We start from the raw sequence: 26955 nt of genomic DNA on the forward strand, positions 1-26955 counted from the left end.
CTATTTTTTAGAATGATAACTTAACTCCAACTGTAAAACTCTTTGCAGTTGGATATGAATAATAATCTATTCCCTGGTTAATGGAATTACCTCCTCCATATGAATTAACCTCCGGATCCCACCAAGGATAATCAGTAATTGTCAGTAAATTCTGAGCACTGATATAAACCTGCCCTTTTGTTAGCCAATTGATCCCGTATTTTTTTAATGGAAGGTTATACGAAAGTTCGATATTTTTTAACCTTATATAGGAACCATTATACATAAAATTATCAGCCATTTCCGTGGAAAAAATCTCGTCTATTACAGGATATCTGGCATTTACATTTTCCGGGGACCAGTGATTGTATAACACTTCTTTCTGCATATTGTATCCGATATACCATTTATAGTTTTGGTTTACCATACCTAATGCAAAAATATCATTCCCGTATGATCCTTGAATAAACAAATTCAGATCAAAATTCTTCCAGGACATATTTGAATTTAAACCATAAATAAAATCGGGATTTGGATCACCAATAAAGGTTCTATCTTCATCAGTAACTTCTCCGTCACCGGTTATATCCTGATATGTATAGTGTCCATTTTCGTCAAAACCTTTCCATTTATAACCATAAAAAGCACTGATTGATTCTCCTTCTCTTAACAGGTTAATATTGTTATTTGCAACAATCACATTAAAAATACTACCCGGGATATCTTGTCCTTCATAAAGTTTTACAATTTCATTCCTGTTAAAAGAAATATTTGCTGACATATCCCATTTGAACTCTCTGTTTAAGATATTAGCATCTAACTGAAATTCAAAACCTCTGTTTCTCATTTCCCCAATATTTTTAACAGTCGTCCTATATCCTAATGAAGCCGGTAGCTGAACAGTGTTTAATAAATCCCGGGTATTTTTTATATAGTAATCAGAAGTTATTCTAAAACGATTATCTATGAAACTTATATCCAATCCAAAATCTATTTGAGAAGTGGTTTCCCATTTTAAATCACCAGGTAAACGAGTCCCTGGAGCAAAATAGGTATAGAGACCATTTTCAAATAAAGCCTTGCCTGACGAAAGCATGTCTAATGTATAATATGGACTTATTGCCGTACTTCCTGTTTCTCCGTATCCAACTCTAATTTTTGCATCAGAAATAGTACCTAAATTTTTCATAAAATTTTCTTCAGTAATCCTCCATGCGATAGCTCCTGAAGGAAAAAATCCCCATTTATTCCCCTCACTATAACGTGACGAGCCATCTGCTCTAAAGCTCACTGTAGCCAAATATTTATTTTTATAAGAATAGTTTAGTCGTCCCAAATAGGAAAGCAATGCCCAATCTGAATATGAAGACCAAGGTGTCCCTATTGTACTTGCTGAACCAATATTATAAGTTTCTGTCGCATCACTCAAAAACCCTGAACCACTTGCCCCTAAAGACTTAGATGTAGATTTCTCATAAGTAAGTGCACCTGTGACAGAGATATTATGGACCTCATTAATATTTTTATTGTATGTTACTATATTATCACTATTTAAATGAAGTGACCTATTTGAACTAATACTTGCTCCGCCTGAAGAAGTGGGATAATCTACTCCGGTGTAGCTGTCGGAGCGATAATCAGTGTTCGAGACGTTCCCTGAAATTTTTATCGATAAGCCATCAATTGGTTTGTAAAGGAGAGAGACGTTTGCCATTACCCGATTTGTAACCTGCAAATTAGAAACTTCATTAAAATCGGCTTCAGGGTTATATAGATTATCGGGGCTAAATGCATAAATTGTATTTAAGTCTGTGTAATCACCGTCTTCATCATAAGGGTCGACCGTTGGGGCTGCAGATAATGCGGCAAGTAAAATTCTCGAATCATTTACAGGATTGTTATCTATCCTGCTTAATATTGTATTAAATGATATATTAAACTTGTCACTGATCTCATGATTTACATTACTTCGTAAAACAATTCTCCTATAATCATTCGTCTCAATAATTCCGCCCTGGTCAAGGTAGCTTGTTCCAACTGAAAATTGTGTTTTATTATTTCCACCGCTTACAGTTAATGAATGATTATGAACCGGAGCTGCTCTAAAGACTATATCCTGCCAATCAGTACTCTCGCCAAAATTATCAATTTCATTTTGTGAAAAGTATTCAGCACCTTTTGTATTCTCCCAGAAAATGTTGTAAAACTGTGCGTATTCCTTTGCATTCATCAAATCCATTTTCTTTCGTATGGTTTGGATACTAAATCCTCCCTGATAATCAATTTTAGTCTTTCCTTCTCGACCTCTTTTAGTAGTAACCAGTATTACTCCATTAGCTCCTCTCGAACCATAAATCGCAGTTGCTGAAGCATCTTTTAATATTTCAATACTCTCAATGTCTGAAGAATTTAATAAACTCTGGTCACCAGGAAATCCGTCAATTATCCAAAGAGGTTCATTACTTCCCTGAATTGAGTTTGTTCCTCTTATACGAATCTGTATTGCTGAACCCGGAGCCCCGGAGTTTTGCTGTACATGAATTCCAGTAGAACGACCTTGTAAAGCTTGTGACAGATTGTTTGTAGGGAACGAATTAAGTTCTTCTGACTTCACCGATGAAACGGCCCCTGTTAAGTCACTTTTTTTCATGGTCCCGTAGCCAATTGCAACTACTTCTTCTAACCCTATAGCTTCTTCAACCATTGATATATTAATAGTGGTTTGACTTCCAACTGGAACCTCCTGTGTTTTCATCCCCACAAATGAAAATTGCAGTATTGTATTTTCTGGCACATTGACCAGTGAGTATTCCCCATCAGCGTTAGTTACGGCCCCCTGTGTTGTGCCTTTAATTATTACTGACACACCGGGAAGCGGTAATCCGGACGAGTCGGTTACTTTACCTGAAATCGTCTTTGGTTGCTGCAATACATCTAATTCTCCTGTACTTTCTTCAGGTGTTGTTAACACGATAAAGTGGTCACGTATAGAATATTCAACGCCTGTACCTTCAAATATTAAATTCAGTACCTGTTCTACTTTTTTGTTTTCAATAGTTATATTAACCTTTCGTTCTACATCGATAAGATTTTCGCTATACAAAAAATAAAACTCACTTTGGTCTTCAATACTTTTTAAAACCTCCTTAACAGTGGCTTCATGCATATTTAGGTTAAGCATTTTGGTCTGCGAATAGCTTTTATTGGCTAAAACCCCAGCCACCGAAACCAATAATAGAAAAACCGTTAGTCTCATTACTTTTAATAATTTAATTAGCCCGGAAAATTTCCAATCCCGGTCAAAACAGAATTTTTTTTTCATATTTTTGTATTGATAAAGTTAGAAATGCCCTGTAAAGTGAAGCGTACAGGGTAATTTTTACAATCACCGGGGAAATGTTGATAGCATTTCCCTGTTGTTTTTTAATGAATTCGTTTGTTCATAGGCAACTTCGTTTTAGTTCGGTTTTATTTTATTTTTTCTCAATTAATATTCTTTGTTTCGAGAATGTTCCATCAGGATTTTTTACACGTGGCAATGCATGGTATTGAACTGGTGTTGCAACTGACAACAATTCAAGTATTTGAAAAAGCGGTTCATCAACAAAGGTTACCGTATATCTGTATTTCTTCACCTCATTATCGACCTGTATTTCAACATTAAACATTCGGCTTAACCTTTGGGCGATTTGCTCAATTAGTTCGTTATCAAAAACCAGTTTACCATCTTTCCAGGCAATATATTTATCAACTCGCTCTATGCTTGACTTTACAGCACCCGTTTTCTTTTCGTATATTACATGCTGACCGGGTATCAGTTCTCTCATGATTTCTTTATTTCCGTCTTTTTTCATTTCCTCTATTAACACTTTTCCTTCTACAAGGGTAGTAGCAACGTCAGTGTTTTCCGGGTATGCATTAACATTAAAAATCGTACCCAGCGCTTTAACATCAATACGGCCAGTTGTAACCACAAAAGGTTTATCCGGATTATGAGCAACCTCAAAATAACCTTCACCGCTTAAAACAATACCACGGGTCTCTCCCCAAAAATTCTTAGGGTATTTTATCCGGCTGCCATAATTAAGATGAACTACTGACCCATCCGACAATTCAACAACAGTTCGTGAACCAACCGGTGCTATCACTTCTAAAGAATCGACAGAAACAGTTGTAATTTGATTTGTTAACCGGATATTTTCAGAAATTGTATAAAACAAAAAGGCCAAAACCGGAATTAAAATAATGGCAGCAACTTTCGATATCCAACCAATTAACCTGCTACGTTTTATTTGAACCGTTCGGATCTCTTCGATATTTAATTTATGGTGGATTTTATCAAGGAGGGTATCCAGCTTTTCGTCTGATACAAAACTATCTTCTTCCTTAAATTGCTGCCAGTCTACCCTTGCAAGCTCTTTACTTTCAGCAAAGAAGGACTGTTGCTTCATCCATTGAATAACCTCTTCAGCTTCCTGTGAAGTACAACGGTTATTCAAATATTTTTCCAGCAAATCTTTTGTCATCTTTCTTTTTCTGAACGGGACCTCAAAATTGCTGAGGCCCCGAAAACTAACTAAACTATCAACTAATGATATCTTTTACAAGTTATACAACAAGAATTGCAAACAGGACTAATAAAAAATGATATTTTTGATGCTATAGGAATAAACTAACAAACAAGCCACTAATTAACAAGCCATTATCAAGCTTGCTTCTTAAAAAAGAAAGTGTAGTTACCAGATGGTTTTTTACCGTGTGTACTGAAATTCCTAATTTTTCTGCTATTTCTTTATGACTTAACTCCTCTTCTCTGCTTAGCTGAAAGATCTCTTTTTGACGGGGCGATAATTCATTTAACAAGTCCTGAAACTTCTGTTTTAATTCCTTATAATGAATTTCATCGGTAAATTCATATGCTTCATCAATGCATTGAAGCGATTTTATATGTTCAACGTATTTTTGTTCGGTTGCCCTCTTTTTTAGCAGATTTACCGTTGCATTGTGGGCAATAGTGAACAGAAAAGATTCAAAAGAGGAATAAATATTTAGTTTTTCCCGGCTTTTCCAAATCTTCACAAACACCTCCTGTACAATTTCTTCAGTATCAGCTTCTTGTTTTACATAACGAAAAACAAAACCATATAATCTCCTGGAATATTTTTTGTAAATAATATCAAATGCCGACATGTCTCCATTTTTCAGGAGTTTTACAAGGTCGGTATTTGTATCGGTCTTTTTCAAGATTTAGTTAAATGATTAGAATTACAAAAGTATTAATATAAATTAATCACAAAAATCAATAAAACACGATACATTCTTTTTTAAAAGTTTTTGATGCAGAATTAAACAACTGCAATTAAAGAGAAATCTTATCATAGACAAGTTTGATAAATTGAAAAGGGAAGTATCTCATCTCAACCCCCATACAAACATCACTCAAAACAGTAATTATTTTTCACTTTTCCGATTTTAGAGAGGAATGTTTTGGAGCATCTTCCGGGACTTTGATTCTTTTTTCTCTCAAATAATTCTTAAATTAAGCTACTTACAAACCCGAAAAACAAGGAAATAACCTTGAATACCGAAAAAAATAGCTAAAAAAATTGTTTTTAATCCTGAATGGCAAAAAACCGGCAAGCTGTAACGGAGCCTGCCGGCAGAGATCAATAACGCCCTTTGAAGGGCATAATATTAACATTGTAAATTTATAAAATTATGGCAAACATTGATGACTACAATGCCCGGTTATCCGACATCAAGGCAATTCCTGATGAAGAAACCCGGGAACCGGGTATTCCTGTAGATGTTGCTTTACAGGAAGCCGAAAACCTCCATCACTGGAGTTTAAACGATGCCGCCGCATTAGCGGTCGTTGGAATTACTTCCGACATGATTAACGACCTGCCCGTACGTGCAGGCGCCTGCCGCGAGGCACAATCGATTTGGAACAAAGACTACCGTTCGCAACAGGAAGCCCAGAAAGAATGGGCAGAACAAGCACCTGAAGGCTACGCTTTCCGCGATGACCTGCTCGCTTCGCTTCGTTTTGCTTACCGGAAAGACGATGCCCTTCTAAGCCATGTAAGTGCTATTACCGATGGCAGCGGCCATGCCGACATGATACAGGATCTGAATGACATCGCCGTTTTGGGCCGCGAAAATCCGATCCGCTTACGGCTATTGGTTTCGATCTCACACAACTCGACTTGGCGGCCGCCCGGGCAGATGAGTTGGCTAACCTGCTGGCTGAAGCGAACGGCGACAAAGCCGATCCCAACGAATCGAAAATTATCCGCGACAAGGCCTACACGCATATGAAAGTACTGGTGGATGAGATACGTGAAGCCGGTAAATATGTATTCCGAAAAGATAAAAACCGGTTGAAAGGTTATTCAAGCGAGTACTGGAGAAAACAAAACCGGAAAAGCAACGATGATAATAGTGAAGTGGCTGAATAACACTGTTGTCTTTGGTATAATATGGGGCGTCCTGTTAGTACACGGGGCGCCCTGTTGTTTTCTGCCCCTCCCTGTTACAAAATTATCTTCCCTGTACCGTTTTGGGCCTTCCTGTTAAACAGGACAGGAAAAAAGTGAACAGGATTCTGAAAAAAATGAAACAGGGCGTCAAAAAAACCCTACAGGCCAACTAAAAAGACAACAGGGAGCGGTAAAAGTGCTACAGGATAACAAAAAAACAGACAGGATTAAAAAATTACTTAATCAACACCACCACTTTGCCAGTATTTTCATTATTTTGTAAAATAGCGTGAGCTTCCTCTACTTGGGTGATCGGAAGTGTTTTATAAATCAACACCTTAATTTTGCCAGAAGAAAATGCTGGCCATAACTGTCTTTCAAGTCCGCCAAGAACTTCAGCTTTCATCTCCAAAGTCCTGTTTCGAAGGGTACTGCCGATAAGCTTTACTCCTCTTTTAAAAAAATTCAGCATATTCAATTCGCATATAGATCCTCCCAATGTAGCGATAACGATCCAGCGTCCACCATATGCCATTTTCTCCAGACAAGGACCAAGTTCTGGACCAGCTACACAGTCTAATGCCACGTCTACTGAATATTTTGACAGAACATCCGGAATGCTTTCGTTTCTTCGATTGATGACAACATCCGCCCCTAGTTCACTTACAAATCGCAACTTTTCTTCCGAACCAACTGTTGTGACGACCTTTGCTCCAAACTCTTTGGCTACCTGGATCGCAGCCATACCCAATCCACTGGCGCCTGCCTGAATAAACACTGTGTCCCCAAATTTCATCTCACCCTCAATGCATAAATTTAGATAAGATGTAGCAAATGCTTCTGGTATCGCAGTAGCTTCAACCATAGACAGACCTTCAGGTATAGGTAATATCATGTTGGCTGGAACCGCCACTTTTTCTGCATATCCCCCGCCACCAAGTAATGCACAAACTTTATCACCAACTCTCCATCGTCCTTTCTTTGGAACCTCAATAACTTCTCCAGCTACTTCAAGCCCCATCCATTTTGGCCAACCTTGAGGCGGAGGATAATTACCCTCGCGTTGCATCAGGTCGGCACGGTTTAGTGCTGCGGCATGGACGTCTATTATTACTTCATTCTCCCTACGCTTAGGATCAGGAACCTCACTCCAAACAAGTGATTTGTCTTTATTTATCAGGATCGCATGCATTACGTTTTTCTTTTTTCATTTATGTGACTTGCAGGTACTTTATTTGCAAAAAATAAAAGCAATGATAAAGCACAACTTCTGAAAATTGAATTATAATATTTTAGGCTTAGGCTTAATCGCTGAAATTGTTATTTCGTCAAAAACATTCAGTGCAGAAGTTATACCTTCCAATGGCTGGATTACCTCTCCTTGCTCATTCAATACGCTCATACCAATAACTTCAGGAATAACAATATTACCACTTACTGCCTCAATATTGGTTTTATATACTATAGCAGGCTGCCCTGTTCCAAATTCATCAGTCTTTTTACTTATTTTATCGAAATTCGGAAAGTTCTCGTTATAATCACCTGCAAGGTTCATTTCTATCCAGCAAATCCATTTGCTTTCTGGGTTAACCCTAACTCTTGTTATAAAATATCCCGGCTTTGGGGTGGCTCCTGAAACTGCGTCAATATTAATGTCTGTCGGCTCTGTCTGTATCTCCTTTTTTCTTATTGAATCCCATTTAGGCAGTGCAGTTGGAACATCAACCTTCCCTTCCCAGTCATCCACTCCGGCACGATTTGTAACAAATATGGTTTTGGTCTCTCTTGTTTCGGGGTTTTCAATCCAGATGACAAATGTCGGTGATTCTCCATAGACTGATTGTAAAACCAATTCTTCATTAATATGAATCCTGAACTCTAATTCTGTTTTTCCCCAAGTCTGAGCATATGCATAAAAAATTAGACTGCCTAATATAAATAATCCAGAAAGTAAGACTATTAATAATCTTATCTTGACCTTTTTTGATATCATATATTTATAATTTCCTTTCAAATTTCTTTCGGCATTTCAAAACCTTTCCGATATTGATAGAAAGCCAAGTCCTGAGCCTTGTTGTCGTTTATTATAGTTTCATACTCGGGCGAAAAATCAAGATATTTACAGCCCACCCTATAAGACATATTAGCAAGATGTACCAAAACCGTACTTTTATGACTTTCAACAATATCTCCATTTGGACGTTTTCTACTTCGGACACAATCGAAAAAATTCTGCAAATGCCTTTTTAATGGATAATACCCTGTTTGCTCGGCAACAACTTCTCCACCTTTGTCGAAAACCTGCCAGCCACTCCCCATACGTCCCAGAAACATCATTCGTTTAGTGCCTAGTATTTCAACATGGAATGCATTTGTATTCCACTTTGGGAAAATGTTACCATAACGCACTTCTGGCGGAGCTGGTACCATATATGGCGTACACTGACCCGCTTCAATTGTCATTACATATTTACCAAAATCAAAGGTGGTCATCTGGTAATCCGGAATATCTCTCTTATCATCAAAAAAATACCTCCCTCCAAGACAGTAAACCGAAGAAGGGAATCCAGGATCACCCAGAACAAACCTTGCCAAGTCTAATTGATGTATAACCTGGTTGGTCATAACTTCGCCCCCTCCATAAGCCCAATAATAAGTCCATGATTTATTTCTTGTAATATTATAAGGTACTAAAGCAGCAGGGCCCAACCACATATCCCAGTCAATTGTATCAGGTACATCACTATTTTCCTTTTCATTAAAAGGGACAGGTCCCATATACAACGACTTTACTTTAACTGCAGCAATTTCGCCCAATTCTCCACTATCAATATAATTTTTTGCAGTAAGGGCTTCGGCTGCGCTTCGGTTTAGTGTCCCACTTTGAATAATTCTTTCATACTTCATTCCGGCTTCAATCATCCTTTGCCCCTCAACAATATTATGTGAGACGGGTTTTTCAACATAAACATCTTTACCAGCCTGACATGCCCAGATTGTAGCCAATGCGTGCCAATGTTCCGGGGTTGCAATAAACACCGCATCTACTTCCTTATCATCAAAAACTTTTCGCATATCCCTAATCCTGATGGGTTTAAAATTTTGTTTTTTTTCAAGTTCCTTAATAATGAACCCACCTCTTGTATCATCAACATCACAGACATATTTGACCCTCATGTTCTCGCCTACATCAGAGGCCTGCGTGATTAAATTTGTACCCCAGCCCCCTGCGCCAATAAGGGCTACAGTTATCATATCATTAGCGCTTTTATATTTATTCCTAAACGTTTTTTTGACAACTTTACGGTAGGAAGGTTCCTCTGTTACCAAAGATTTTACAGTCTCTTCCGAACCAGACAGGGAATCCGTTTTTGTTCCCTTACATGAAGAGGACAAGGCTAAACCTGCTGCACCGGTGCCCGCTATAAAGAAAAATTTTCTTCGTTCCATTATTTTTATTTGTTTTTATCCTACACTTATAAAATTTTATTAGCAATAAACTTTTCAGTGTCCATGAAAACCCTAAAAGCTTGCTTGAAATTTTCAAAGGTTATTTCTTTCAGTTAGTGATTTTAGTTTTTTAGCAGAAATCACTATGTCTAGCTAAAAAGCTGTTGAGCGCAACCTTATTTGCAGAAGAGAGGCGGTTGGAAAGTTCGCGCATTTCGTCCTGTGGCATCTCACGGAATGTGGAAGCCCACCTGGCGTTTTGCTCCACCTCTTCAAGGCTGGTCATGCCGACCATAGAGGATGCAATGGGAAGGCTCCATGCATAACGCATAAGGGTTTGCGGATCGGCCTTTTTAGGAGGGGTACCCAGTAGGTGTCCATAGCCGAGTGTCTTCATAGCGATGATGCCCATGTTCTTTTTTTGCGCAGCCGGCAACGTAATGTCCTCGAAACTGGGAGAGGATACTTCCGGGGCGAGCCTCCAACCTGGTTGGGTAACACCCTGCGTTGCTGCATTTAGCACGAGTTGTACGCAGTCAAAATCGTAGCGTTCGATGAAGCGCTTCATCTGGACCGGTTGATCGTGCGACGAAACACCAATGAAACGTACTACCTTTTGCTCGCGCAGCTTGTAGAAGGTTTCCACACTGTAACCCTTTTGTCCGAGAAGATCGACTTCGTCTGCCTTGAGCCAATGGACATGAAGCAGGTCAATGTAGTCTGTTTGAAGGCGCTTCAGCGAGATCTCGACTTGACGCATAATTTCGTCGTAAGTACGGTCGTGGATTTTTGTGGTGAGGAAGACTTCCGTGCGCCGATTTTCGAGCACACGCCCTATTAACTTTTCAGACCAGCCGTCTTTGCCGTAGATGTGCGCGGTTTCTAACCATGTGATGCCGAGGTCAACCGCGCGGTGGAGCAGTTGGACCGCCTCGTCTTCCCGGCCTTCGTGGGCGCTTTGGAATTTGCTGCCGGTACCAAAGCCAATAATGGGGACCTCCGCACCCGTCCGTCCCAAAATTCGTTTTGGAATAAGTGACTTCTTCTTTCCCACATGGGCACTTCCACAACCCAAAGTGCTACCGAAGGTTGCAGCTGCTGCGGCGGTAGCTGTCAATGAGAGATATTCACGACGTGTCATTTTGTTTTTCATATTCAATTCTTTTTTATCTTATTTACTTTTGAATTTTTCTAAGGGATGCCTACGATCTGCCAGTGGAAAGTATATCGGACTCTTCGTGAGATGAGACGCGTAAACACCATAGATCATTTCCAATGCCGCCCGTGCATCGTAAATATTCGTTATCGGTTGACGATCTTCCTGAATCGCCTGCATCAAGTCCCAAACCGCAAAGCGGCCAGCTTCAATAAAAATCGGTCCAAAAGGAACATCTTGTGTACCTACTAAGGAATAATCCAACGGTTGGGCACCAGGGATTACCCGATCTTCATTCAATTCTATCGTTTCAGCTACGGTTTCATTTGCAGGTGCACATGGTGCATTGTTGAACCGGAGTGGCTGTGGCTCACGATGAGCGTCTGAAAACCGAAGTGACAACATGCCTTTGCTTCCAATAACACAAACTCCCATTCGGTTATCATTTTTGTACAGATTACTGCGACTTTCGAAAATCCCCCGAACACTACCGGGAAACCGGAATGTAGCGAAAATTTCGTCGCCTGCCGCCAGTCCAATAGGTTCCGTTGTTTTAGTCAGTTCCAGACCTGTAAAGGGCTTTCCGTTGACCCGTACATCAGCAGATACAGATTCCGGTCGCCCGAAGAGATAAATCATCAGATCGAAAATGTGTGTTCCAAGCGTCATCATATCTTCGCCGCCGCCACGATGATCGCTTTTACCCCATCCATGAACAGTAAGGGGGATACCAATTTTACCAGACTCAATGAGCCTTTTCATCGTAACGAAACCAAGTCCGTTGCGACAGGGATGAGCCATAGCGATTTTTATTTCGTTTTTTTCTGCAATTTGAATAATTTCATCTGCTTCATATAAAAAGGCGGTCAACGGTTTTTCGCAATAAATATGGCAACCATTTTCAGCAAAAAAACGAATCTGCTCCAAATGATCATTTGGCCAACGTGACGTCAGTACAACTATGTCTGGTCTTTCGTTTTTCAATAACGCTTCGCAGCTTAAGTAATGCTGTTTTGCCTCTGTTTGCGCCAATTTTGCTTCGATATTGCTTGTGCTGCCATCGACAAGACCAACAACTTTGACATTAGGTATACCATGAAAAGCAACATGCATTCCGTGCAGGCCGAACATCTGTTTCGACTTGTCTTTGACGATGGCAACTTTCCATTGTTTTGTGTTGTCAGCATAAGCTGGCCTACCATAAGAAAAGGGGCCTATTAAAGCGGTACCGGCAGTCCCCACTAAGCTTTTTTTAATAAAATCTCTTCTCTGCGTCATATTATTCTATTTAATCCAATATATTGTTCTTTTGATTCGTCTTTGATTTAGGTGATAAGACAAAAACTATTGCCCTAAGTGACAAACAGGTGGTTACCATAACCAACCTGTCTGTCAAAAAGCGGGTTGGATTTTACTCCACAAAAAATGTTTTCACCAAATTCATAATTTGCGTAGCACCGACTATGCTGTCAATTACATTTAATAGCCCGGATTCTGTTCATTGTCGTTTATAGCATCATTTAGCTCAAGCTCATTACTTGGAAACGGCCATAAAAAATGTCGTTCAGCGATATCTTTTCCTGTAATATCCTTTATTACTTCTCTTGTTTTATCCCTGCCAAGTCGAATCAAATCAAACCAACGTTTTCCCCCTTCAAAATCGTTTTCATAGCCTCTTTCTATTAAAACTAAATCAAGGAAACCCGACAAATCAGAATAATCGGTTAATTGAAAATCGACTTCAGATGGTTGTGAAGGATTTTTCCCATAGGCTCTGCGGTGCACCATATTTAGTTTTTCCATCGCATCTGCTGTTGGGCCATTACTCATTCTGGCCGCTGCTTCTGCATATAGTAACAGTACATCAGCATATCGATATAAAGGAAAATCTGTGGCAGAATTTGAGAGACGTTCGGTATCATAAAATTTCTTACTTAGCATAGTATTAGGCCCCATACCAAATTCAAAGGGAAAATAAAGTTGTTTGCGAAGATCTGCATCATTCCATCTGTTCCAAATATTTGCCTGTAATACGGTATCCAAATGCAATCCATATAGTCCACCTCCATTATATAGACCATCATTTGGATGGCGCAAAAATTCAACGAAATACCATCCTGACTCCTGGTTGTACTTAATGTAATAGATCTCTTCCGAAGAAGTAATAAGAGTTGCTCCATAAAGCTTTTGAAAGTCCTCAACAGTTTCAATACCAATTAATTCAAATTTATTTGAGTTAATTACTTCGTTCGCTTTATTCATTGCATTGTCGTAGTCACCTCTTGTAAAATATACATGGGCCAAAACTGACTTTGCCGCCCACCTTGTTGGCCTTCCAGCAACACTGGGATCATCTGGAAGATTTTGTTCCGCATAAAGAAGATCATTAATAATAAGGGCATAAACATCACCTTCACTGCTTAAAGGAATATTCAAATCTCTATAATTATCTTCAGTAATTAAAGGTAGCTTGCCCCACATGGGAATCATATAAAAGTAAGATAAAGCTCTCAAGAATTTAGCCTCTGCCATATATTTTACAATTTCCGCTTCACTGGCATTATTTGCATTTGGTGCATTTTCGATCACCAGGTTAGCGTTTCTAATCGCCTGGTAAAATTGGATCCAAATAGAACTAATTCTATTTATATTGGTATTGTCAAGTCCGTTAAATTCCAATAAAGGCAAATAGCTACCACCACGAATAAGATGCATTCCAGAGTAAACTTCTAATTGCCAGGTATAGAGCGCACCAAAGCAATTATTTGACCGAAGTGGATTAAATATTGCATTAACAGCTGTCTCAAGATCTCCGGCTGTGTTATAAAACTGTTCTACAACCATTGCTTTAGGCTCTTCTTGTAAAATATCTTCACAAGATGTTACTCCAATAATAATTCCAGTGATAATCCCAACTAATATTATTTTTCTCATGATTTATCAATTTTAATTTTAAAAATCAGCTCGTATTCCAAAATTTACAGACTTATTTACCGGGAAAGTATTATAGTCTATACCCTGGTTCATTGAATTAGATCCTCCCAAGGAATTTACTTCTGGATCCCATCTTGAATAGTTTGTTAAAGTGATAAGATTTTTCCCACCAATATATACCTGAACATTCTTAATCTTAGAAATGCCCCATTTGGAAAATGGGATATTATATGCCAATTGAATATTCCGGAATCTTAAATATGAACCATCCTCAATAAATCTATCGGAAACGCGAATACTATTGTAGCGGCTTGGGATAGGATATTTGGCATTTGGATTCTCAGGTGTCCAATGATTATATAGTACTTCTTTGGGCATATTCCCTCCGAAATGAACATCGAGGGTACTGTTAACCCCTGCAAGATTAAATATATCATTCCCCTGAGTCCCTTGTATAAAAACTGTAAACTCAAAATTCTTGAACGATAGAGTTGAATTTAAACCATAAATAAAATCAGGATTTGGATCTCCAATAATGGTTTTATCTTCCTCACTAATAACGCCATCTCCACTAATGTCAACATAATTACCAATCAACCCATTCTCATTGTAACCATCATCCAAATATCCATAAAAAATGGCAAAGGGTTCTCCTTCTCTGAGAATATTGAAATAGTCGTTAATTACTGTTACATTAATACTTGAACCCAAAATATCTTCTCCTTTATATAATTTGTCAACTCTGCTTCGATTAAATGAAATATTTGCATCTACAACCCATTTTACAGGACCTGATAAAATATTTGCATTTAAAGCTAACTCTATTCCTTTGTTACTAATTTCTCCAATATTGTCAATTGTTGTCAGAAAACCGCCAGATGGAGGCAGTTGCACCGTATTAAGCAAGTCACGAGTTTTTTTCATGTAATAATCTACCGTGAAATATAAACTGTTATTAAAAAATCCGACATCAACTCCTAAATTGGTTTGCTCGGTTGTTTCCCATTTTAAATCACCCGGAAGATTAGTTCCAGGTGCAAAAGATGTATAGTACTGACCTCCCAGTACAGTTTTGCCAGCTGATAAATCATTCAATGTTGCATAAACTCCAATTGCCTGGCTACCAGTGCTTCCCCAACCAGCGCGTAATTTTAAATCTGAAATAATTTCAGAATCACTTAGAAAACCTTCATTAGATAAACGCCAGGCAACAGAACCTGAAGGGAAATATCCCCACTTGGCCCCCTCAGAATATTTGGAAGAACCATCAGTCCTGAAGTTGACTGTAGCCAGATATCTGTCATCATAATTATAATTTATACGTCCCAATCCTGAAAGAATGACGGAAAGCGAATAACCTGAATCCGGGATTCCAGGAACACTGGCTGCACTGAGGTCATAAGACTCCTGAACATCACTTAAAAATCCCGTACCACTGCCACTCAAAGAAGTTGACAAAAAATCCTGATACGTAAATCCAACCAGTCCTGAAAAATTATGTTTTCCTACTGTTTTTGAGTAGGATATAGTATTTTCATTTAACAAACTTGTAAACTGACTGGTACTGACACTTGCGTATGCACTCGCGCCAATATAATTATTGGTACGATAATAATCACCCCTGTAATCGTTGTTCTCTATTCCACCCATTATCCGTATGGTTAAATCACGTATTGGTTTATATTCAAGACTTGCACTTGCCAATACTTTATTTTCCCGACCTTCTGAATTTTTTTCATACATTTCTAAGGCCGGATTAGAAATTTCCGGAGCATGATTATAGACTAATTTCGTGTTTCTCCAGGAACCATCTTCATTCCAGGGAGTGACAGTTGGAAATGTATTTAAAGCATTGGAAATAAGTGAAGTGCCTCTACCTCCGCCACTACTGCTTTGATTCTGTTTGTAAAGTTTTGATAAAGTAATATTACTGCTGATTTTAAACTTGTCACTTATATTATGTGCCACATTAGTCCTTACAGAATATCGTTTATAACCGCTATTTACTATAATCCCATCTTCATCAAAAAGAGAACCGGATATTGAAAATTGTGTTTTTTCATTACCTCCGTTAACTGAAATACTATGATTCTGTATTAGTGCTTTTTGAAAAACAAAATCCTGCCAGTCAAATCCTTCTCCAGTTGAATTAATTTCCTCCTGGGTAAAAAGTGGATCCAAACCAGCATTCTCCCAAGCCATGTTATAAAACTCAAGATATTCACGTGCATTCATTAAATCCATTTTTTTTCTGAGAGATTGTATCCCAAAATTAGATTCTAAACGTACATTAGTCTTACCGACATTCCCACTTTTAGTTGTAATTAAAACTACTCCGTTTGCACCACGAGAACCATAAATCGCGGTAGCCGATGCATCTTTCAATATTTCAACGGACTCAATGTCAAGGTTATTTAAAATAGTAGGATTACTGCCTGATGTAGGAAATCCATCTATTACATATAAAGGTTCATTACTCCCCTTGATAGAGTTAGTACCTCTAATCCTCACACTAATAGAACCACCAGGCTCACCAGTTCCTTGTAATACTTGTACTCCCGCTGCTCTCCCCGAAAGAGCCTGTAAAACATTTGTAGTAGGGAAGGCATTAACACTTTCGTTTTGAACTGAAGCAACAGAACCGGTTAAATCACTTTTTTTCATTGTACCATAGCCAATCGCCACCACCTCTTCAATCCCAATAGCATCTTCTTCCATTATTAAGTCAATCACCGTTTGTCCTCCAACAACTACTTCCTGTGTCCGCATCCCAACAAAAGAAAACTGCAATATTGCATCACCTGGAATATTTGCTAATGAATATTCGCCATCAGCATTCGTTACCGTTCCTTGGGTAGTTCCTTTTACTACTACTGTTACTCCCGGGAGTGGTTGGCCTGAAGAATCAGTTACTTTCCCGGAAACCGTTTCCAACTGCTGTGCACCAATAACCGAACTAATATTTGGAGTACCTTCCTGATGTATAATTATCAAACGATTGTCTACTGTATAAGTGATGTTCGTTCCTTCTAAAACAGAGTCAAGTATTTTTTCGACCTGTTTATTTTTAAAATCGACATCAACTGTTTTACTCAAATCAACCTGTTTTAGATTGTAGATAAAAGAAAACTCAGATTGGTCTTCAATCAATTCAAACACCCGTTCAAGCGACAAATTTTTACCATTTAAGTTTAATTTTGTTGTTTGAGAATAGCTGGAAGCCGAGACCTGAAGCAAGGCAGCAAATAAAAACAGACAAATTAATCTCATAATCCGATAAATTTTGGGGAGGTCGTCAAACAGAAAACTCTTCCCCTGAGTTCGTTTTTTTTTCATAAATTTGAAATGTTAATTCAATGATTAAATGTTATTGATTATTGAAAGGTGGTTTGTCCTGGCCGACTCTCCACCTTCTTTTTTATTTCGCTTTATATCTGATTTCGAATTTTCTGAATCCTGTTTTTTCGTAATCAATAGGGGTAGTTAACTTTAAAGCATCCAACACCTGCCAAATGGATTCCTGGTTTCTGAAATTTCCACTGTACAACATCTCTTTCAACTGAGGCGCTGTGTAAGTAAGACGAACATCATACCAACGTTCCAAACGTTTTATTAATTCAGGAAAAGCAATTTCTTTAAATCGAAACTCTCCTTCTTTCCACGATGACTCTATATCTACATCGCTTTCCGATACGCTGTACTTTCTTTCTTCTTTATTTAAGTATAGCTGCTGACCGGGAACAATCCCAACGGCAGGCTCCCCTTGTTCCAACTGGATTCTAACTTTACCTTCCAGAAGCGATACTTTTGAAAAACTATCGTCTGCGTACGAGCAAATATTAAACTGAGTACCTGTAACCTCCACATTTAAATCGGAAGTTTTCACGATAAAAGGGTGTTCTTTGTCTGACTTCACCATAAAAAAAGCTTCGCCACTCAAACTCACTTCCCGATTTTTGTTGGTAAATACTCCCTGATATTTTAATTCCGAGCCGGAATTTAGTATCACATTTGTTCCATCGGGCAAGTTTACCTGAGAACGAGAGCCCATTGGAACTTTAAATGAAACCAATTCTGTTTTACTTCCTGTCACTTCCTCTCCCCGGGTAAACATATTAAACAGAAACGCACTAAAAAAAACGACAGCTATAACGGCCGCAACACCGGCAATCGTTTTCCATAAGTAAAGAGTCTTTCCGAAAGAACTATTTTGGGAAGCCTGTCTTTTATAAAAATGAAGCAAAGCATCTTTTGAATTGTCCTTTTCTTTTACAGATGCATCCCAGGTGTCTTTAGTCTGATAAAACAATTTTCTATTTTCCTCTGATGACTCCAACCATATTTTAAATGTTTCCCGGTCTGAGGAAGTGCTTTCTCCATTCAAGTGACGGGCAATTAATTGTTCGATATTTGTTTTTTGGTTCATTTTCTATTCGCTTCTATATGCTAATACACCTTTGGCGTAAAAACTACGTCAACGAATTAGGAAAAAATTATTTTTTGTTAAATAAACATTCCCAATTAGCAGATTATGTGACCATAAAGCAAATATAAAAGAAGGAAACTCTAACAGAAATTTAACGATTCAATCGGATTCAAATATCATGTTTACCAAAATAAAAATTTGTCTCTGTGTGAGCATCTTTTTTAAGGCAGACAAAGCCCGAAACAACCGGGTCTCAACCGTCCGTAAAGGAATATTTAATTTTTCAGCTATTTCTTTATTTTTTAGACCTTCAAACCTGCTTAGTTCTATAACTTCCTTATAATCTTCTTTTAACAAAGAAATTGCCTCATAAATATTATTCAGATCTTCTTTCTCAATCAATGACTTCTCTCCGCTTTCGTAGAAATTCAGTTCATTAAATACCTCATATTCTTTGTACTTGTTTACAACAGCCCGATGCCGATGGTAATTCAGACAACTGTTCCGAACCGAATTAAATAAGTATGACTTTAAATGTACATCCTCTAGTTTGTACTTTCTATTTTCCCAAACAACCATAAATATTTCCTGCAAGATATCACAAACATCGTTCTCGTTATTAATGAATTTCTTTCCGTACAAAAATAAAGAATGGTAATATTTTTGAAATATTTGGTCAAAATCAGTCATCAATATCTCCGTTTAAACCAGGAATTATTTTCCCTTATCTCCCCGACAAATTGTATTAAATAATTTTATCGACCAACTCCTTAAAAATACAAAGATTTATCAAACTAATTATTTAAATTTTATCTGTGCCGAGTACAAAGGGTTTTAAATAATTATCAAAATGCAACAAAGATATACTTTACAGAGCTTAATTGTAAAAATAATAGACCAATAGTTTTTTATTACATTAATCTCAGAAAAAACTATCATAAGAAAAGAGCCTTCACAATTTCTGGTGTTCCCAATGTAATTTCCTGTTACACTGTAACTCAAAAAAAAAAAAACAGGGACACAAAAAAGCATACAGGGGTTAAGCTATAAATTTCTATTTTTTACTCATCGTTTCAACATTTTACCAACTTTCAGTAAAATATCAACAGAAGCGTCCGGAATTTCGCCATTACCATCAGGTCCCACATTAAGTAAAAAATTTCCACCTTTTTTATTAATATCCTTCAGTTTTTCATAAACCTCTTCAGGCCTTTTCCAATCGGTATCTTTGATCTTAAACCCCCATGAATCGTTCATCGTATAGCAGGCTTCCCAATAATAATCCAGCGTTCCATCCGGGTGAAACTGCTCTGGTGTGCCGAAGTCTTTTTTGAAGATTTCGCGTTTTGAAACCCGGTTATTGATAATTATTTCTGGTTTCAACTCCCTGATATACTGGTATAAATCATTTCCATCCTCAGTCGTCCAATAACTCGCCCAATCACCATCAAACCACAGGATGTCGGTATCGTACTTTTCAATAAGTTCCTTTATCTGGTTTTTCATATATTGTACGTATTCCTCCTTTTTCCCATTATTAAAACGTGGATTTTGCCAACGTTTGCGGGTAACTTCTTTAGCGTCTGAATCCGGAATGTCGTGCGATGGATGATTCCAGTCGATGATACTGTAATACGTACCAAAACGGATTTTATGCTTTTTACAGGATTCTGACAATTCTTTAATAAAATCACGGCCCTTCATTGGGGAACCGGCAATATCGTATTCAGTATAATCAGAATCCCATAAACAGAATCCTTCATGATGTTTGGTAGTTATTACGATATATTCCATTCCAGCTTTCTTTGCCAGTTTTACAATTTTATTGGCATTAAATTTTTCGGGAGCCCACGTATCGATCAGTTTGATATAGTCTGATTTTGGGATCTGCTGATTAGCCTGGATCCATTCCGCATAACGACCTGATTCATTTCCTTTGTAAATTCCCCCCAACTGACTATATAATCCAAAATGAATAAACATTCCATACTTAGAATCAGTAAACCATTCCATTCGTCTTTGGTATTCTTCTTTTGATTCGTTTAAATAGTTCTTGGTCTGTGCGTTTAAACTCACACTCATTACTATAAGAATTGCAATTACACCTAATAGCTTCATAATCCTCTTTTTATTTATCAAACATTAATTTTCACAATAATACGTTTACTTTCTCATCTTTGGTTTAATCCACATACAATATTCGCCAATCAGAGCCAGTTTTTCTTCTATTATCTCTTCCTTTCTTATTGTTGTGTGGCAATTAATAGCATCGGAGTAGCAGCTACCATAAATTCTGTAAATAAAAACGGTTCATCATAAAAACCGACCAACAATTTACTTTCAGCCCCATGTGCATGGCCTTTTTTGCAAAAGGAACATTGACGCTCATAAAACCATATTTAATTCCTTTCCCACCCACTGAATAAAGGTATGGGAATAACTCTTTGTCGCCATAACCTCCCTCATGCCTGTCACAATATAAAATAATATCTACATTCTTTGTCTTTGCCTCGTTAATGACTTTGGACAAATCAAATTTCTCATTTATTTCAAAAATGCCTTTTACAATCTTTGTGTACCAATCAGCATCAATTAAAAACACACTACTCCTCTTACAGCACAAAGTCAACAAACATTTATAACTTCCAGAGTTTATTCGCTACACCAAATCGCCCGGAGTGTAATATCCATGAGCACACCATTCCCAAAGTATTTTTTCAGGGTTAATCCTGTCTGCACTTTCAAGTTTACACGGGCTCGCTAAAAAGGTAAGTCATAGAAAATAACGCAAAAAAAGCCTTTTAACCATATCTATAAAAACTCTTGTGAAAACAACAATTTACAAACACTTTTAACTAACTTTATCTGACATTCAGTAAACAAAAGTCAAAATGAAATTTTACCGGATAATATTTATAACTGCTATTTTTTATCTTGGTTGTCAAAACCCAAAACCAAAGGTGGAAGAAACCGTTAATTTGACACCCGCAGAAGAGGGGATTACAATCGTAACAAGATTATATGAAAATTCGGCTACCGCAGTTGAGTATGAAATTCCTGTGGTAAAAGGAACAAGCATTAAACACGGGATTCAAAAAAGATACTATCAACATGGCAGTTTATATTCAGAAATCCCTTACGTTGCAGGAGAACGGGAAGGAACAGCATACACCTACTACCCTGTAAACGGAAACGCAAAGCCCATTATCTGGAAAGAGCAGTCTTACAAAAAAAATAAACTGGACGGAGTTTGCAGAAGATATCACCGCGACGGAACACTTCAGGCCGAATACGAATACAAGGACGGTCTTCCGGCAGTTGGATTAAAAGAATATTATCAATCAGGAAACCAGATAAAACACCCTGATTTACTGCTTAAGAAAGTCAAAACTCTGGAAAATTACTATATCACAGCCCGTTTATCAGATGGTTCAAAAAATGTAGATTTTTTTATTGGTGATTTAGCTGAAGGAAAATATTTACCGGAAAACTTAAAAGGATTACAGGTAGTAAAAGGTGTGGGCGAAATTCTTATTCCGTTAACTACCCAAAACATTACAATTACTGCAGTGAAATTCACCGATTATAAAAACCGCTATATCGTTTCGGAATCAATTACTTTTTGACAAAATTCAAATGTATAAAAACACAAATGGGAACTACTCTGTAACGAATAGCTCCCATTCACTTGAGGTAACCGAAGTTTCCTCTCGTGCCAGGTTACGGTTATTTTGACCGGCTTTCTTCAATTCTTTCGAATTTGATTTCTGCCCTTTAGCTTCCAGCTTAGCTTTCTACGGCGTAAACTTTTCAGCATTCCGTTCGGCATTCCGGATTGCCTTCCTGGACGAAGTGTCATTCAGTGTTTATTCTTCTTCCTTTCGGTTGTTGAATTTCTTCCAGTTTTCCGGGTTTTAGCCCTTAAACTGTGCAGTTTGATATTTCCGACCGAAATCGTTTTTATCTCCTGCCTGATGACTCAATATTAAAAGAACGTCTGGTGTTCTTCCGATAATTGACTGAACGTTGATTTCCAGACTGTCAAGTTCAAACTTCGGCTCTTTCTGTGTGCCATCCCGAAGGTTGGGTTGAAAGGTTCCGGTTTCAACTAAGAAACTTTTCCCGTTTCCACACGTTCGGAGCAGTCTTTTATCGCTCACCTGATGAATCAAAATTAAATAAATATTAAATTTCATACAATAGACCACCCACTGTTTATATCCACCATATTTCAACCGGAGATATTAACAATTGTTGATAACCACAAAACATTAATCGAATAAAAACCGGACATTCTTCTATTTTAACCACCCCCATTGAAACAGGATGCTTTCTCCCTCTGCAGGAATCACTTCCAACTCCACGATATAAAAACCTTTTTCTGCAAAACTAAACTCACCCAAAGAATTTGATTTGTAATTATCGATTACCCAGCGGGAATTTGCCTCCCCAACGGTTTTACCTGTATTTTTTACTTCATGCACAAGATTATCCCCCGCTGCGATCACTTTTATTATGCTGCTACCTTTTTTACTTTGAAAACTGTAAGAAATATCAACCGACTTTTTACCCGGCTCATCCACATATATTTTCCACGAAAACTTTTGAGATTCGGAAACAACAACGTGTTCAGGAATAGTGCCTCCTCTTTCCTTTTTCTCAATCTGCATTTCATCTCGCTTTTCAAATACATTGAGGGGAGTCAAAGAAAATCCGCCTTCCTGATTTTTTGCCACCAGGCCATCTTCAATTTCCGGTTTTGTTTTATACTCAACTACAACAACAGAAACATACGGATCGGGCTGCAAAGAAGGCAATTCAATTTCAGTAAAAACATTTTCACAGTTAAAATGAAGCGGACTCTTTTGTTTATCCGCAAGCAGATAAATTTTCTCAGGCTTCGCTTCTACCCCCGTTAAATAAAGCTTTTTACTCAGCGGCCAATTAAAAACATGCAGAAACAGTTTTTCTCCATTTTCTGTTTTCTTGCAGGTAATCTTTCCCCAGTCATGCAAATCTTTATCCAAATCAAAGGCTTCAGCTCCGTATATCGATTCTCCGTTTACATTCAACCACTCTCCCATTTCCAGCATGCGCTGTTGAATTTCAAAAGGCACATCACCATTTGCACGAGGGCCAATGTTTAACATGAAATTTCCATTCAGGCTTACATTATTGATAAGCGATTTTAGCAGCGTTGACGTTGACTTCCATTGCGTATCAGAAGAATGAAATCCCCAGGAATGAGCAACGGTTGCCGGCGACTGCCAGGGAAAATCTTCTTTTTTGTCACCAAGTTGATTATCGCCCAAAGTTTTGAAATCAATATCAGGATCTTCTTCTATGGTCAATCCCAGACGAGAATTCACCAAACAATTGGGTTGCAACTCCCGAATTAGATTTTTGAGTTGCATCAACTCCTCTTTCGAAACAATTGCCTGAGAGTGGTCAATCCACATATCGAACCAAATCATGCCTATTTCGCCATAATTGGTCAACAATTCCCGCATCTGAGGAATCACCTTTTCCTGCCAGTATTTATCGTAATCTTCTTGTGAAATCGGATTTAACTCCTTTGTGTGATCCCACCCAAAAGGATGCTCCCAATCCAGCCAATGCGAATAATACAAGCCCAATTTTAAACCGTGTTTTTTGCAAGCATCAGCTAATTCTTTGATAATATCACGTTTGGGATTTGTATAATTTCCCAAATCATAATTACTCACTTTACTGTCCCACAATCCAAATCCGTCGTGGTGTTTTGCAGTAATCGTAACATACTTCATCCCCGATTTTTTAGCCAGAATTACCCATTCTTCCGGATCGATCTCGTCCCAATCAAAATTATCGAGCAAAGTCAGATACTCCTCTTTTTCAATACGGTTCCGGTAAAAAATCCATTCTGCATAATCGTTGTCATTACGCAATTTTTCACCTTTCCAGTATCCCTCCGCACTACTGTAAATTCCCCAATGAATAAACATACCAAAACGCGCATCGGCAAACCATTTTGCCCGTTCGTTGGTCTGGTTTTGTCCAAATACTGAAAAACATATAAAAAGAGATAGAAATAATAATGACAATTGTTTCATGGTATTTTGTCGGATTTTATTTGTTATAAAGTAAGAATCAGGAAAGCCTTCCTTTGAAATCTTCGTAATGAAATTCTCTAACAATTTTTAATTCATCGTTTTCAGTCCAGACAGCAATGGCCGGATGATTCACGCCGTTAAACATCGTTGTTTTTACCATTGTGTAGTGAATCATATCCAGAAAAATAACCTGTTCGCCTATTTGAAGTTCGTGTCCAAAATCATAAGCTTCCATAAAATCGCCAGCCAAACAACTCACTCCTCCCAAACGGTACAAATGCCTACTGTTTTCATCCGGATCTTTTGCACCCACAATTCTTGGCCGGTAAGGCATTTCAAGCGTATCGGGCATGTGGGCAGTAAATGAAACATCAAGAATAACGGTTTTTATTCCTTTGTGCTCCACGATATCCATCACTTTCGAAACCAAAACCCCGGTATCCCAGGCAATGGCACTTCCCGGTTCCAGAATCACTTTTACATCGTATTTTTTTCTGAAATTCTGAAGCAACTGAATCAAATGGTCGTGGTCGTAACCTTTGCGCGTCATTAAATGGCCACCGCCCATATTCACCCACTTTACCTGATGCAGGTACTTTCCAAACTTCGTCTCCAAATTTTGAAGCACTTTTCCCAAACTGTAGGAATCGGATTCGCACAAAACATGGAAATGAATTCCGTCGATGCCCTCCGGAAGTTCATCCGGAAATTCCTCACTTCCCACTCCCAAACGCGAACCTGCTGCACTCGGATTATACAAATCAGTTTCTACATCGGAATATTCAGGATTTACCCTTATTCCACAGGAAACAGGATGATCTGTTTTCTGTGTTTCTGAATAAAACTTATTGAATTGATTAAAAGAATTAAAAACGATATGCTTCGTATATTTCATCAACTCCGGGAACTCGCTTTCAAAATAAACGGGAGAATAAACATGTGCGCGAGTTTTCATTTCTTCAAAACAAAGTCGGGCCTCGTTAAGTGAACTGGCAGTTGCACCGCTTAAATATTCGCGAACCATAGGAAAAGCACTCCACATGGCAAAACCTTTAAATGCCAGAATAATTTCAATCCCGGCCTCGTTCTGAACCCTGTTTATCAGTTGTAAATTTTGCCGGAGAAGTTCTTCATCCAACACAAACGCCGGGAATGGAATTTTTGAATAGTCCAATGTAATAAATTTAAAGAAAGAGAGCCTCGCAAAAAAACGAAGCTCCCGAATATGAATAAATTAAACTTCCAAGTCAAGATTAAATTCTTCGTTCCAGGGCAGGCCATGTTTTCCAATTTCTGCCATAAACGGGTCCGGATCGAATTCCTCCACATTAAACACGCCGGTTCCACTCCATTTTCCGGTAAGTACCATTTTGGCACCTAACATGGCAGGAACTCCGGTTGTGTATGAAACTCCCTGTGTTCCTGTTTCTTCGTATGCTACCTGATGACTGGCATTGTTCCAAACATAGTAAGTTTGTTCTTTGCCATCTTTTAGTCCTTTTATGCGGCACCCGATAGACGTTTCACCCGTATAATTTTCACCTAAATCTCCCGGATTGGGAAGAACAGCTTTCAAAAATTCCAAGGGAATAATATCAACACCTTTATATTTTACAGGGTCGATTCTCGACATACCGATATTTTGAATCACACGCAGGTGAGTTAAGTATTCATCGCCAAAAGTCATCCAGAAACGAGCTTGTTTTATAGTCGGAAAATTTTTTACCAGCGATTCCAACTCTTCATGATAAAGCACATACGAATTGCGTGCTCCAATATTTGGATAATTAAGCGCTTTTTTAATTTCGAAAGGTTTGGTTTCAACCCATTTCCCGTCTTTCCAATAACGCCCGTTTTGGGTTATTTCGCGAATATTAATCTCAGGATTAAAATTGGTTGCAAAAGCTTTTCCATGGTCGCCACCGTTGCAGTCAACAATATCTAAATAATGAATTTCATCAAAATGATGTTTGGCTGCATAAGCGGTATAAATACTTGTTACACCTGGATCAAAACCACAGCCCAAAACAGCCATAATTCCTTTTTCTTTAAAGCGATCCTGGTAAGCCCACTGCCAACTGTATTCAAATTTTGCTTCTTCTTTGGGTTCGTAATTGGCGGTATCCATGTAATTCACACCGGTTTCCAAACAGGCATCCATAATTGGAAGATCCTGATACGGAAGCGCAACATTAATTACCAACTCCGGCTTGAAACTATTTATTAAAGTAACAACTTCAGGAACATTATCGGCATCAACCTGCGCTGTTTGAATCCGTCCTTTACCAACTTCTTTGGCAATTACATCACATTTTGATTTTGTACGGCTAGCCAGCAAAATCTCAGAAAAAACATCCGGGTTATCAGCACATTTACTTGCAACTACCCGGCCAACTCCACCGGCTCCAATTATTAAAACTTTACTCATTTTCAATC

General features: G+C 38.2%; 21 protein-coding genes. 3 read left to right on the plus strand and 18 right to left on the minus strand.

Translation table 11 applies throughout. The annotated features are described in order from the left end of the window. Positions 1-7 precede the first annotated feature (7 nt). The 3 genes from K5G00_RS19910 to K5G00_RS19920 all read right to left on the minus strand — a co-directional run bounded on the left by K5G00_RS19910 (position 8) and on the right by K5G00_RS19920 (position 5223). Positions 8-3301, minus strand: coding sequence for a TonB-dependent receptor (locus K5G00_RS19910; RefSeq protein ID WP_238767992.1), 3294 nt, complete (start codon positions 3299-3301; stop codon positions 8-10). 151 nt (positions 3302-3452) lie between these two features. Beyond that, positions 3453-4505 carry a FecR family protein gene (locus tag K5G00_RS19915; RefSeq protein WP_238767993.1) on the minus strand — a complete coding sequence of 351 codons (1053 nt, stop codon included), beginning with the start codon at positions 4503-4505 and terminating at the stop codon, positions 3453-3455. A gap of 133 nt (positions 4506-4638) precedes the next feature. After that, positions 4639-5223: an RNA polymerase sigma factor gene (locus tag K5G00_RS19920; protein ID WP_238767994.1), complete on the minus strand. Its 585-nt coding sequence runs from the start codon at positions 5221-5223 to the stop codon at positions 4639-4641. 474 nt (positions 5224-5697) lie between these two features. Between K5G00_RS19920 and K5G00_RS19925 the strand changes: the two genes are divergently transcribed. Together K5G00_RS19925 and K5G00_RS19930 are read left to right on the plus strand one after the other, a co-directional pair. Continuing rightward, complete coding sequence (locus K5G00_RS19925; RefSeq protein WP_238767995.1) at positions 5698-6300, plus strand: hypothetical protein; 603 nt, start codon at positions 5698-5700, stop codon at positions 6298-6300. Continuing rightward, complete coding sequence (locus K5G00_RS19930; protein WP_238767996.1) at positions 6297-6440, plus strand: hypothetical protein; 144 nt, start codon at positions 6297-6299, stop codon at positions 6438-6440. The genes K5G00_RS19925 and K5G00_RS19930 overlap by 4 nt, the downstream gene beginning before the upstream one ends. A 256-nt stretch (positions 6441-6696) precedes the next feature. Here K5G00_RS19930 and K5G00_RS19935 read toward each other — a convergent pair whose 3' ends face one another. The 11 genes from K5G00_RS19935 to K5G00_RS19985 all read right to left on the minus strand — a co-directional run bounded on the left by K5G00_RS19935 (position 6697) and on the right by K5G00_RS19985 (position 21029). Next, entirely contained in the window at positions 6697-7653 is a 957-nt protein-coding gene (locus tag K5G00_RS19935) for an NAD(P)H-quinone oxidoreductase (protein ID WP_238767997.1), read from the minus strand. A 90-nt stretch (positions 7654-7743) separates the two neighbouring features. After that, positions 7744-8454, minus strand: coding sequence for a hypothetical protein (locus K5G00_RS19940; RefSeq protein WP_238767998.1), 711 nt, complete (start codon positions 8452-8454; stop codon positions 7744-7746). A gap of 17 nt (positions 8455-8471) precedes the next feature. Next, positions 8472-9911, minus strand: coding sequence for a Gfo/Idh/MocA family protein (locus K5G00_RS19945; RefSeq protein ID WP_238767999.1), 1440 nt, complete (start codon positions 9909-9911; stop codon positions 8472-8474). Positions 9912-10041: 130 nt separating this feature from the next. Beyond that, positions 10042-11064 carry an aldo/keto reductase gene (locus K5G00_RS19950; RefSeq protein WP_238768000.1) on the minus strand — a complete coding sequence of 341 codons (1023 nt, stop codon included), beginning with the start codon at positions 11062-11064 and terminating at the stop codon, positions 10042-10044. 18 nt (positions 11065-11082) lie between these two features. After that, complete coding sequence (locus K5G00_RS19955) at positions 11083-12345, minus strand: Gfo/Idh/MocA family protein (RefSeq protein WP_238768001.1); 1263 nt, start codon at positions 12343-12345, stop codon at positions 11083-11085. A gap of 201 nt (positions 12346-12546) precedes the next feature. Continuing rightward, the gene (locus K5G00_RS19960; protein ID WP_238768002.1) at positions 12547-14001 is read right to left on the minus strand and encodes a RagB/SusD family nutrient uptake outer membrane protein; all 1455 of its coding nucleotides are present in this window, start codon (positions 13999-14001) and stop codon (positions 12547-12549) included. Positions 14002-14019: 18 nt separating this feature from the next. Continuing rightward, positions 14020-17337: a TonB-dependent receptor gene (locus K5G00_RS19965; RefSeq protein ID WP_238768003.1), complete on the minus strand. Its 3318-nt coding sequence runs from the start codon at positions 17335-17337 to the stop codon at positions 14020-14022. 82 nt (positions 17338-17419) lie between these two features. Beyond that, on the minus strand, positions 17420-18427 hold the full coding sequence (locus K5G00_RS19970) for a FecR family protein (protein ID WP_238768004.1): 1008 nt from the start codon (positions 18425-18427) through the stop codon (positions 17420-17422). 159 nt (positions 18428-18586) lie between these two features. Next, positions 18587-19117 carry an RNA polymerase sigma factor gene (locus K5G00_RS19975; protein ID WP_238768005.1) on the minus strand — a complete coding sequence of 177 codons (531 nt, stop codon included), beginning with the start codon at positions 19115-19117 and terminating at the stop codon, positions 18587-18589. Between the two features lie 375 nt (positions 19118-19492). Continuing rightward, on the minus strand, positions 19493-20545 hold the full coding sequence (locus K5G00_RS19980; protein WP_238768006.1) for an alpha-L-fucosidase: 1053 nt from the start codon (positions 20543-20545) through the stop codon (positions 19493-19495). 163 nt (positions 20546-20708) lie between these two features. After that, positions 20709-21029 carry a hypothetical protein gene (locus tag K5G00_RS19985; RefSeq protein WP_238768007.1) on the minus strand — a complete coding sequence of 107 codons (321 nt, stop codon included), beginning with the start codon at positions 21027-21029 and terminating at the stop codon, positions 20709-20711. 289 nt (positions 21030-21318) lie between these two features. Between K5G00_RS19985 and K5G00_RS19990 the strand changes: the two genes are divergently transcribed. Then, a complete protein-coding gene (locus K5G00_RS19990; RefSeq protein ID WP_238768008.1) occupies positions 21319-22053 on the plus strand; it encodes a toxin-antitoxin system YwqK family antitoxin in 735 nt (244 codons plus the stop codon). A gap of 288 nt (positions 22054-22341) precedes the next feature. Here the strand turns inward: K5G00_RS19990 and K5G00_RS19995 are convergent, their stop codons facing one another. The 4 genes from K5G00_RS19995 to K5G00_RS20010 form a co-directional block, all read right to left on the minus strand. Beyond that, the gene (locus K5G00_RS19995) at positions 22342-22623 is read right to left on the minus strand and encodes a hypothetical protein (RefSeq protein ID WP_238768009.1); all 282 of its coding nucleotides are present in this window, start codon (positions 22621-22623) and stop codon (positions 22342-22344) included. 102 nt (positions 22624-22725) lie between these two features. Further along, entirely contained in the window at positions 22726-24519 is a 1794-nt protein-coding gene (locus K5G00_RS20000) for an alpha-L-fucosidase (protein WP_238768010.1), read from the minus strand. 37 nt (positions 24520-24556) lie between these two features. After that, on the minus strand, positions 24557-25693 hold the full coding sequence (gene nspC, locus K5G00_RS20005; protein WP_238768011.1) for a carboxynorspermidine decarboxylase: 1137 nt from the start codon (positions 25691-25693) through the stop codon (positions 24557-24559). Positions 25694-25753: 60 nt separating this feature from the next. Further along, positions 25754-26947: a saccharopine dehydrogenase family protein gene (locus K5G00_RS20010; RefSeq protein WP_238768012.1), complete on the minus strand. Its 1194-nt coding sequence runs from the start codon at positions 26945-26947 to the stop codon at positions 25754-25756. Positions 26948-26955 lie beyond the last annotated feature (8 nt).

The organism is Maribellus maritimus (assembly GCF_022267315.1).
Taxonomy (GTDB): Bacteria; Bacteroidota; Bacteroidia; order Bacteroidales; family Prolixibacteraceae; genus Draconibacterium; species Draconibacterium maritimum.

Coding starts and splice junctions, on each gene's coding strand:
- K5G00_RS19910 (WP_238767992.1), bottom strand. CDS start 3,301: ATGAAAAAAAAATTCTGTTTTGACCGGGATTGGAAATTTTCCGGGCTA.
- K5G00_RS19915 (WP_238767993.1), bottom strand. CDS start 4,505: ATGACAAAAGATTTGCTGGAAAAATATTTGAATAACCGTTGTACTTCA.
- K5G00_RS19925 (WP_238767995.1), top strand. CDS start 5,698: ATGGCAAACATTGATGACTACAATGCCCGGTTATCCGACATCAAGGCA.
- K5G00_RS19930 (WP_238767996.1), top strand. CDS start 6,297: ATGAAAGTACTGGTGGATGAGATACGTGAAGCCGGTAAATATGTATTC.
- K5G00_RS19935 (WP_238767997.1), bottom strand. CDS start 7,653: ATGCATGCGATCCTGATAAATAAAGACAAATCACTTGTTTGGAGTGAG.
- K5G00_RS19940 (WP_238767998.1), bottom strand. CDS start 8,454: ATGATATCAAAAAAGGTCAAGATAAGATTATTAATAGTCTTACTTTCT.
- K5G00_RS19945 (WP_238767999.1), bottom strand. CDS start 9,911: ATGGAACGAAGAAAATTTTTCTTTATAGCGGGCACCGGTGCAGCAGGT.
- K5G00_RS19950 (WP_238768000.1), bottom strand. CDS start 11,064: ATGAAAAACAAAATGACACGTCGTGAATATCTCTCATTGACAGCTACC.
- K5G00_RS19955 (WP_238768001.1), bottom strand. CDS start 12,345: ATGACGCAGAGAAGAGATTTTATTAAAAAAAGCTTAGTGGGGACTGCC.
- K5G00_RS19960 (WP_238768002.1), bottom strand. CDS start 14,001: ATGAGAAAAATAATATTAGTTGGGATTATCACTGGAATTATTATTGGA.
- K5G00_RS19965 (WP_238768003.1), bottom strand. CDS start 17,337: ATGAAAAAAAAACGAACTCAGGGGAAGAGTTTTCTGTTTGACGACCTC.
- K5G00_RS19970 (WP_238768004.1), bottom strand. CDS start 18,427: ATGAACCAAAAAACAAATATCGAACAATTAATTGCCCGTCACTTGAAT.
- K5G00_RS19975 (WP_238768005.1), bottom strand. CDS start 19,117: ATGACTGATTTTGACCAAATATTTCAAAAATATTACCATTCTTTATTT.
- K5G00_RS19980 (WP_238768006.1), bottom strand. CDS start 20,545: ATGAAGCTATTAGGTGTAATTGCAATTCTTATAGTAATGAGTGTGAGT.
- K5G00_RS19990 (WP_238768008.1), top strand. CDS start 21,319: ATGAAATTTTACCGGATAATATTTATAACTGCTATTTTTTATCTTGGT.
- K5G00_RS19995 (WP_238768009.1), bottom strand. CDS start 22,623: ATGAAATTTAATATTTATTTAATTTTGATTCATCAGGTGAGCGATAAA.
- K5G00_RS20000 (WP_238768010.1), bottom strand. CDS start 24,519: ATGAAACAATTGTCATTATTATTTCTATCTCTTTTTATATGTTTTTCA.
- K5G00_RS20010 (WP_238768012.1), bottom strand. CDS start 26,947: ATGAGTAAAGTTTTAATAATTGGAGCCGGTGGAGTTGGCCGGGTAGTT.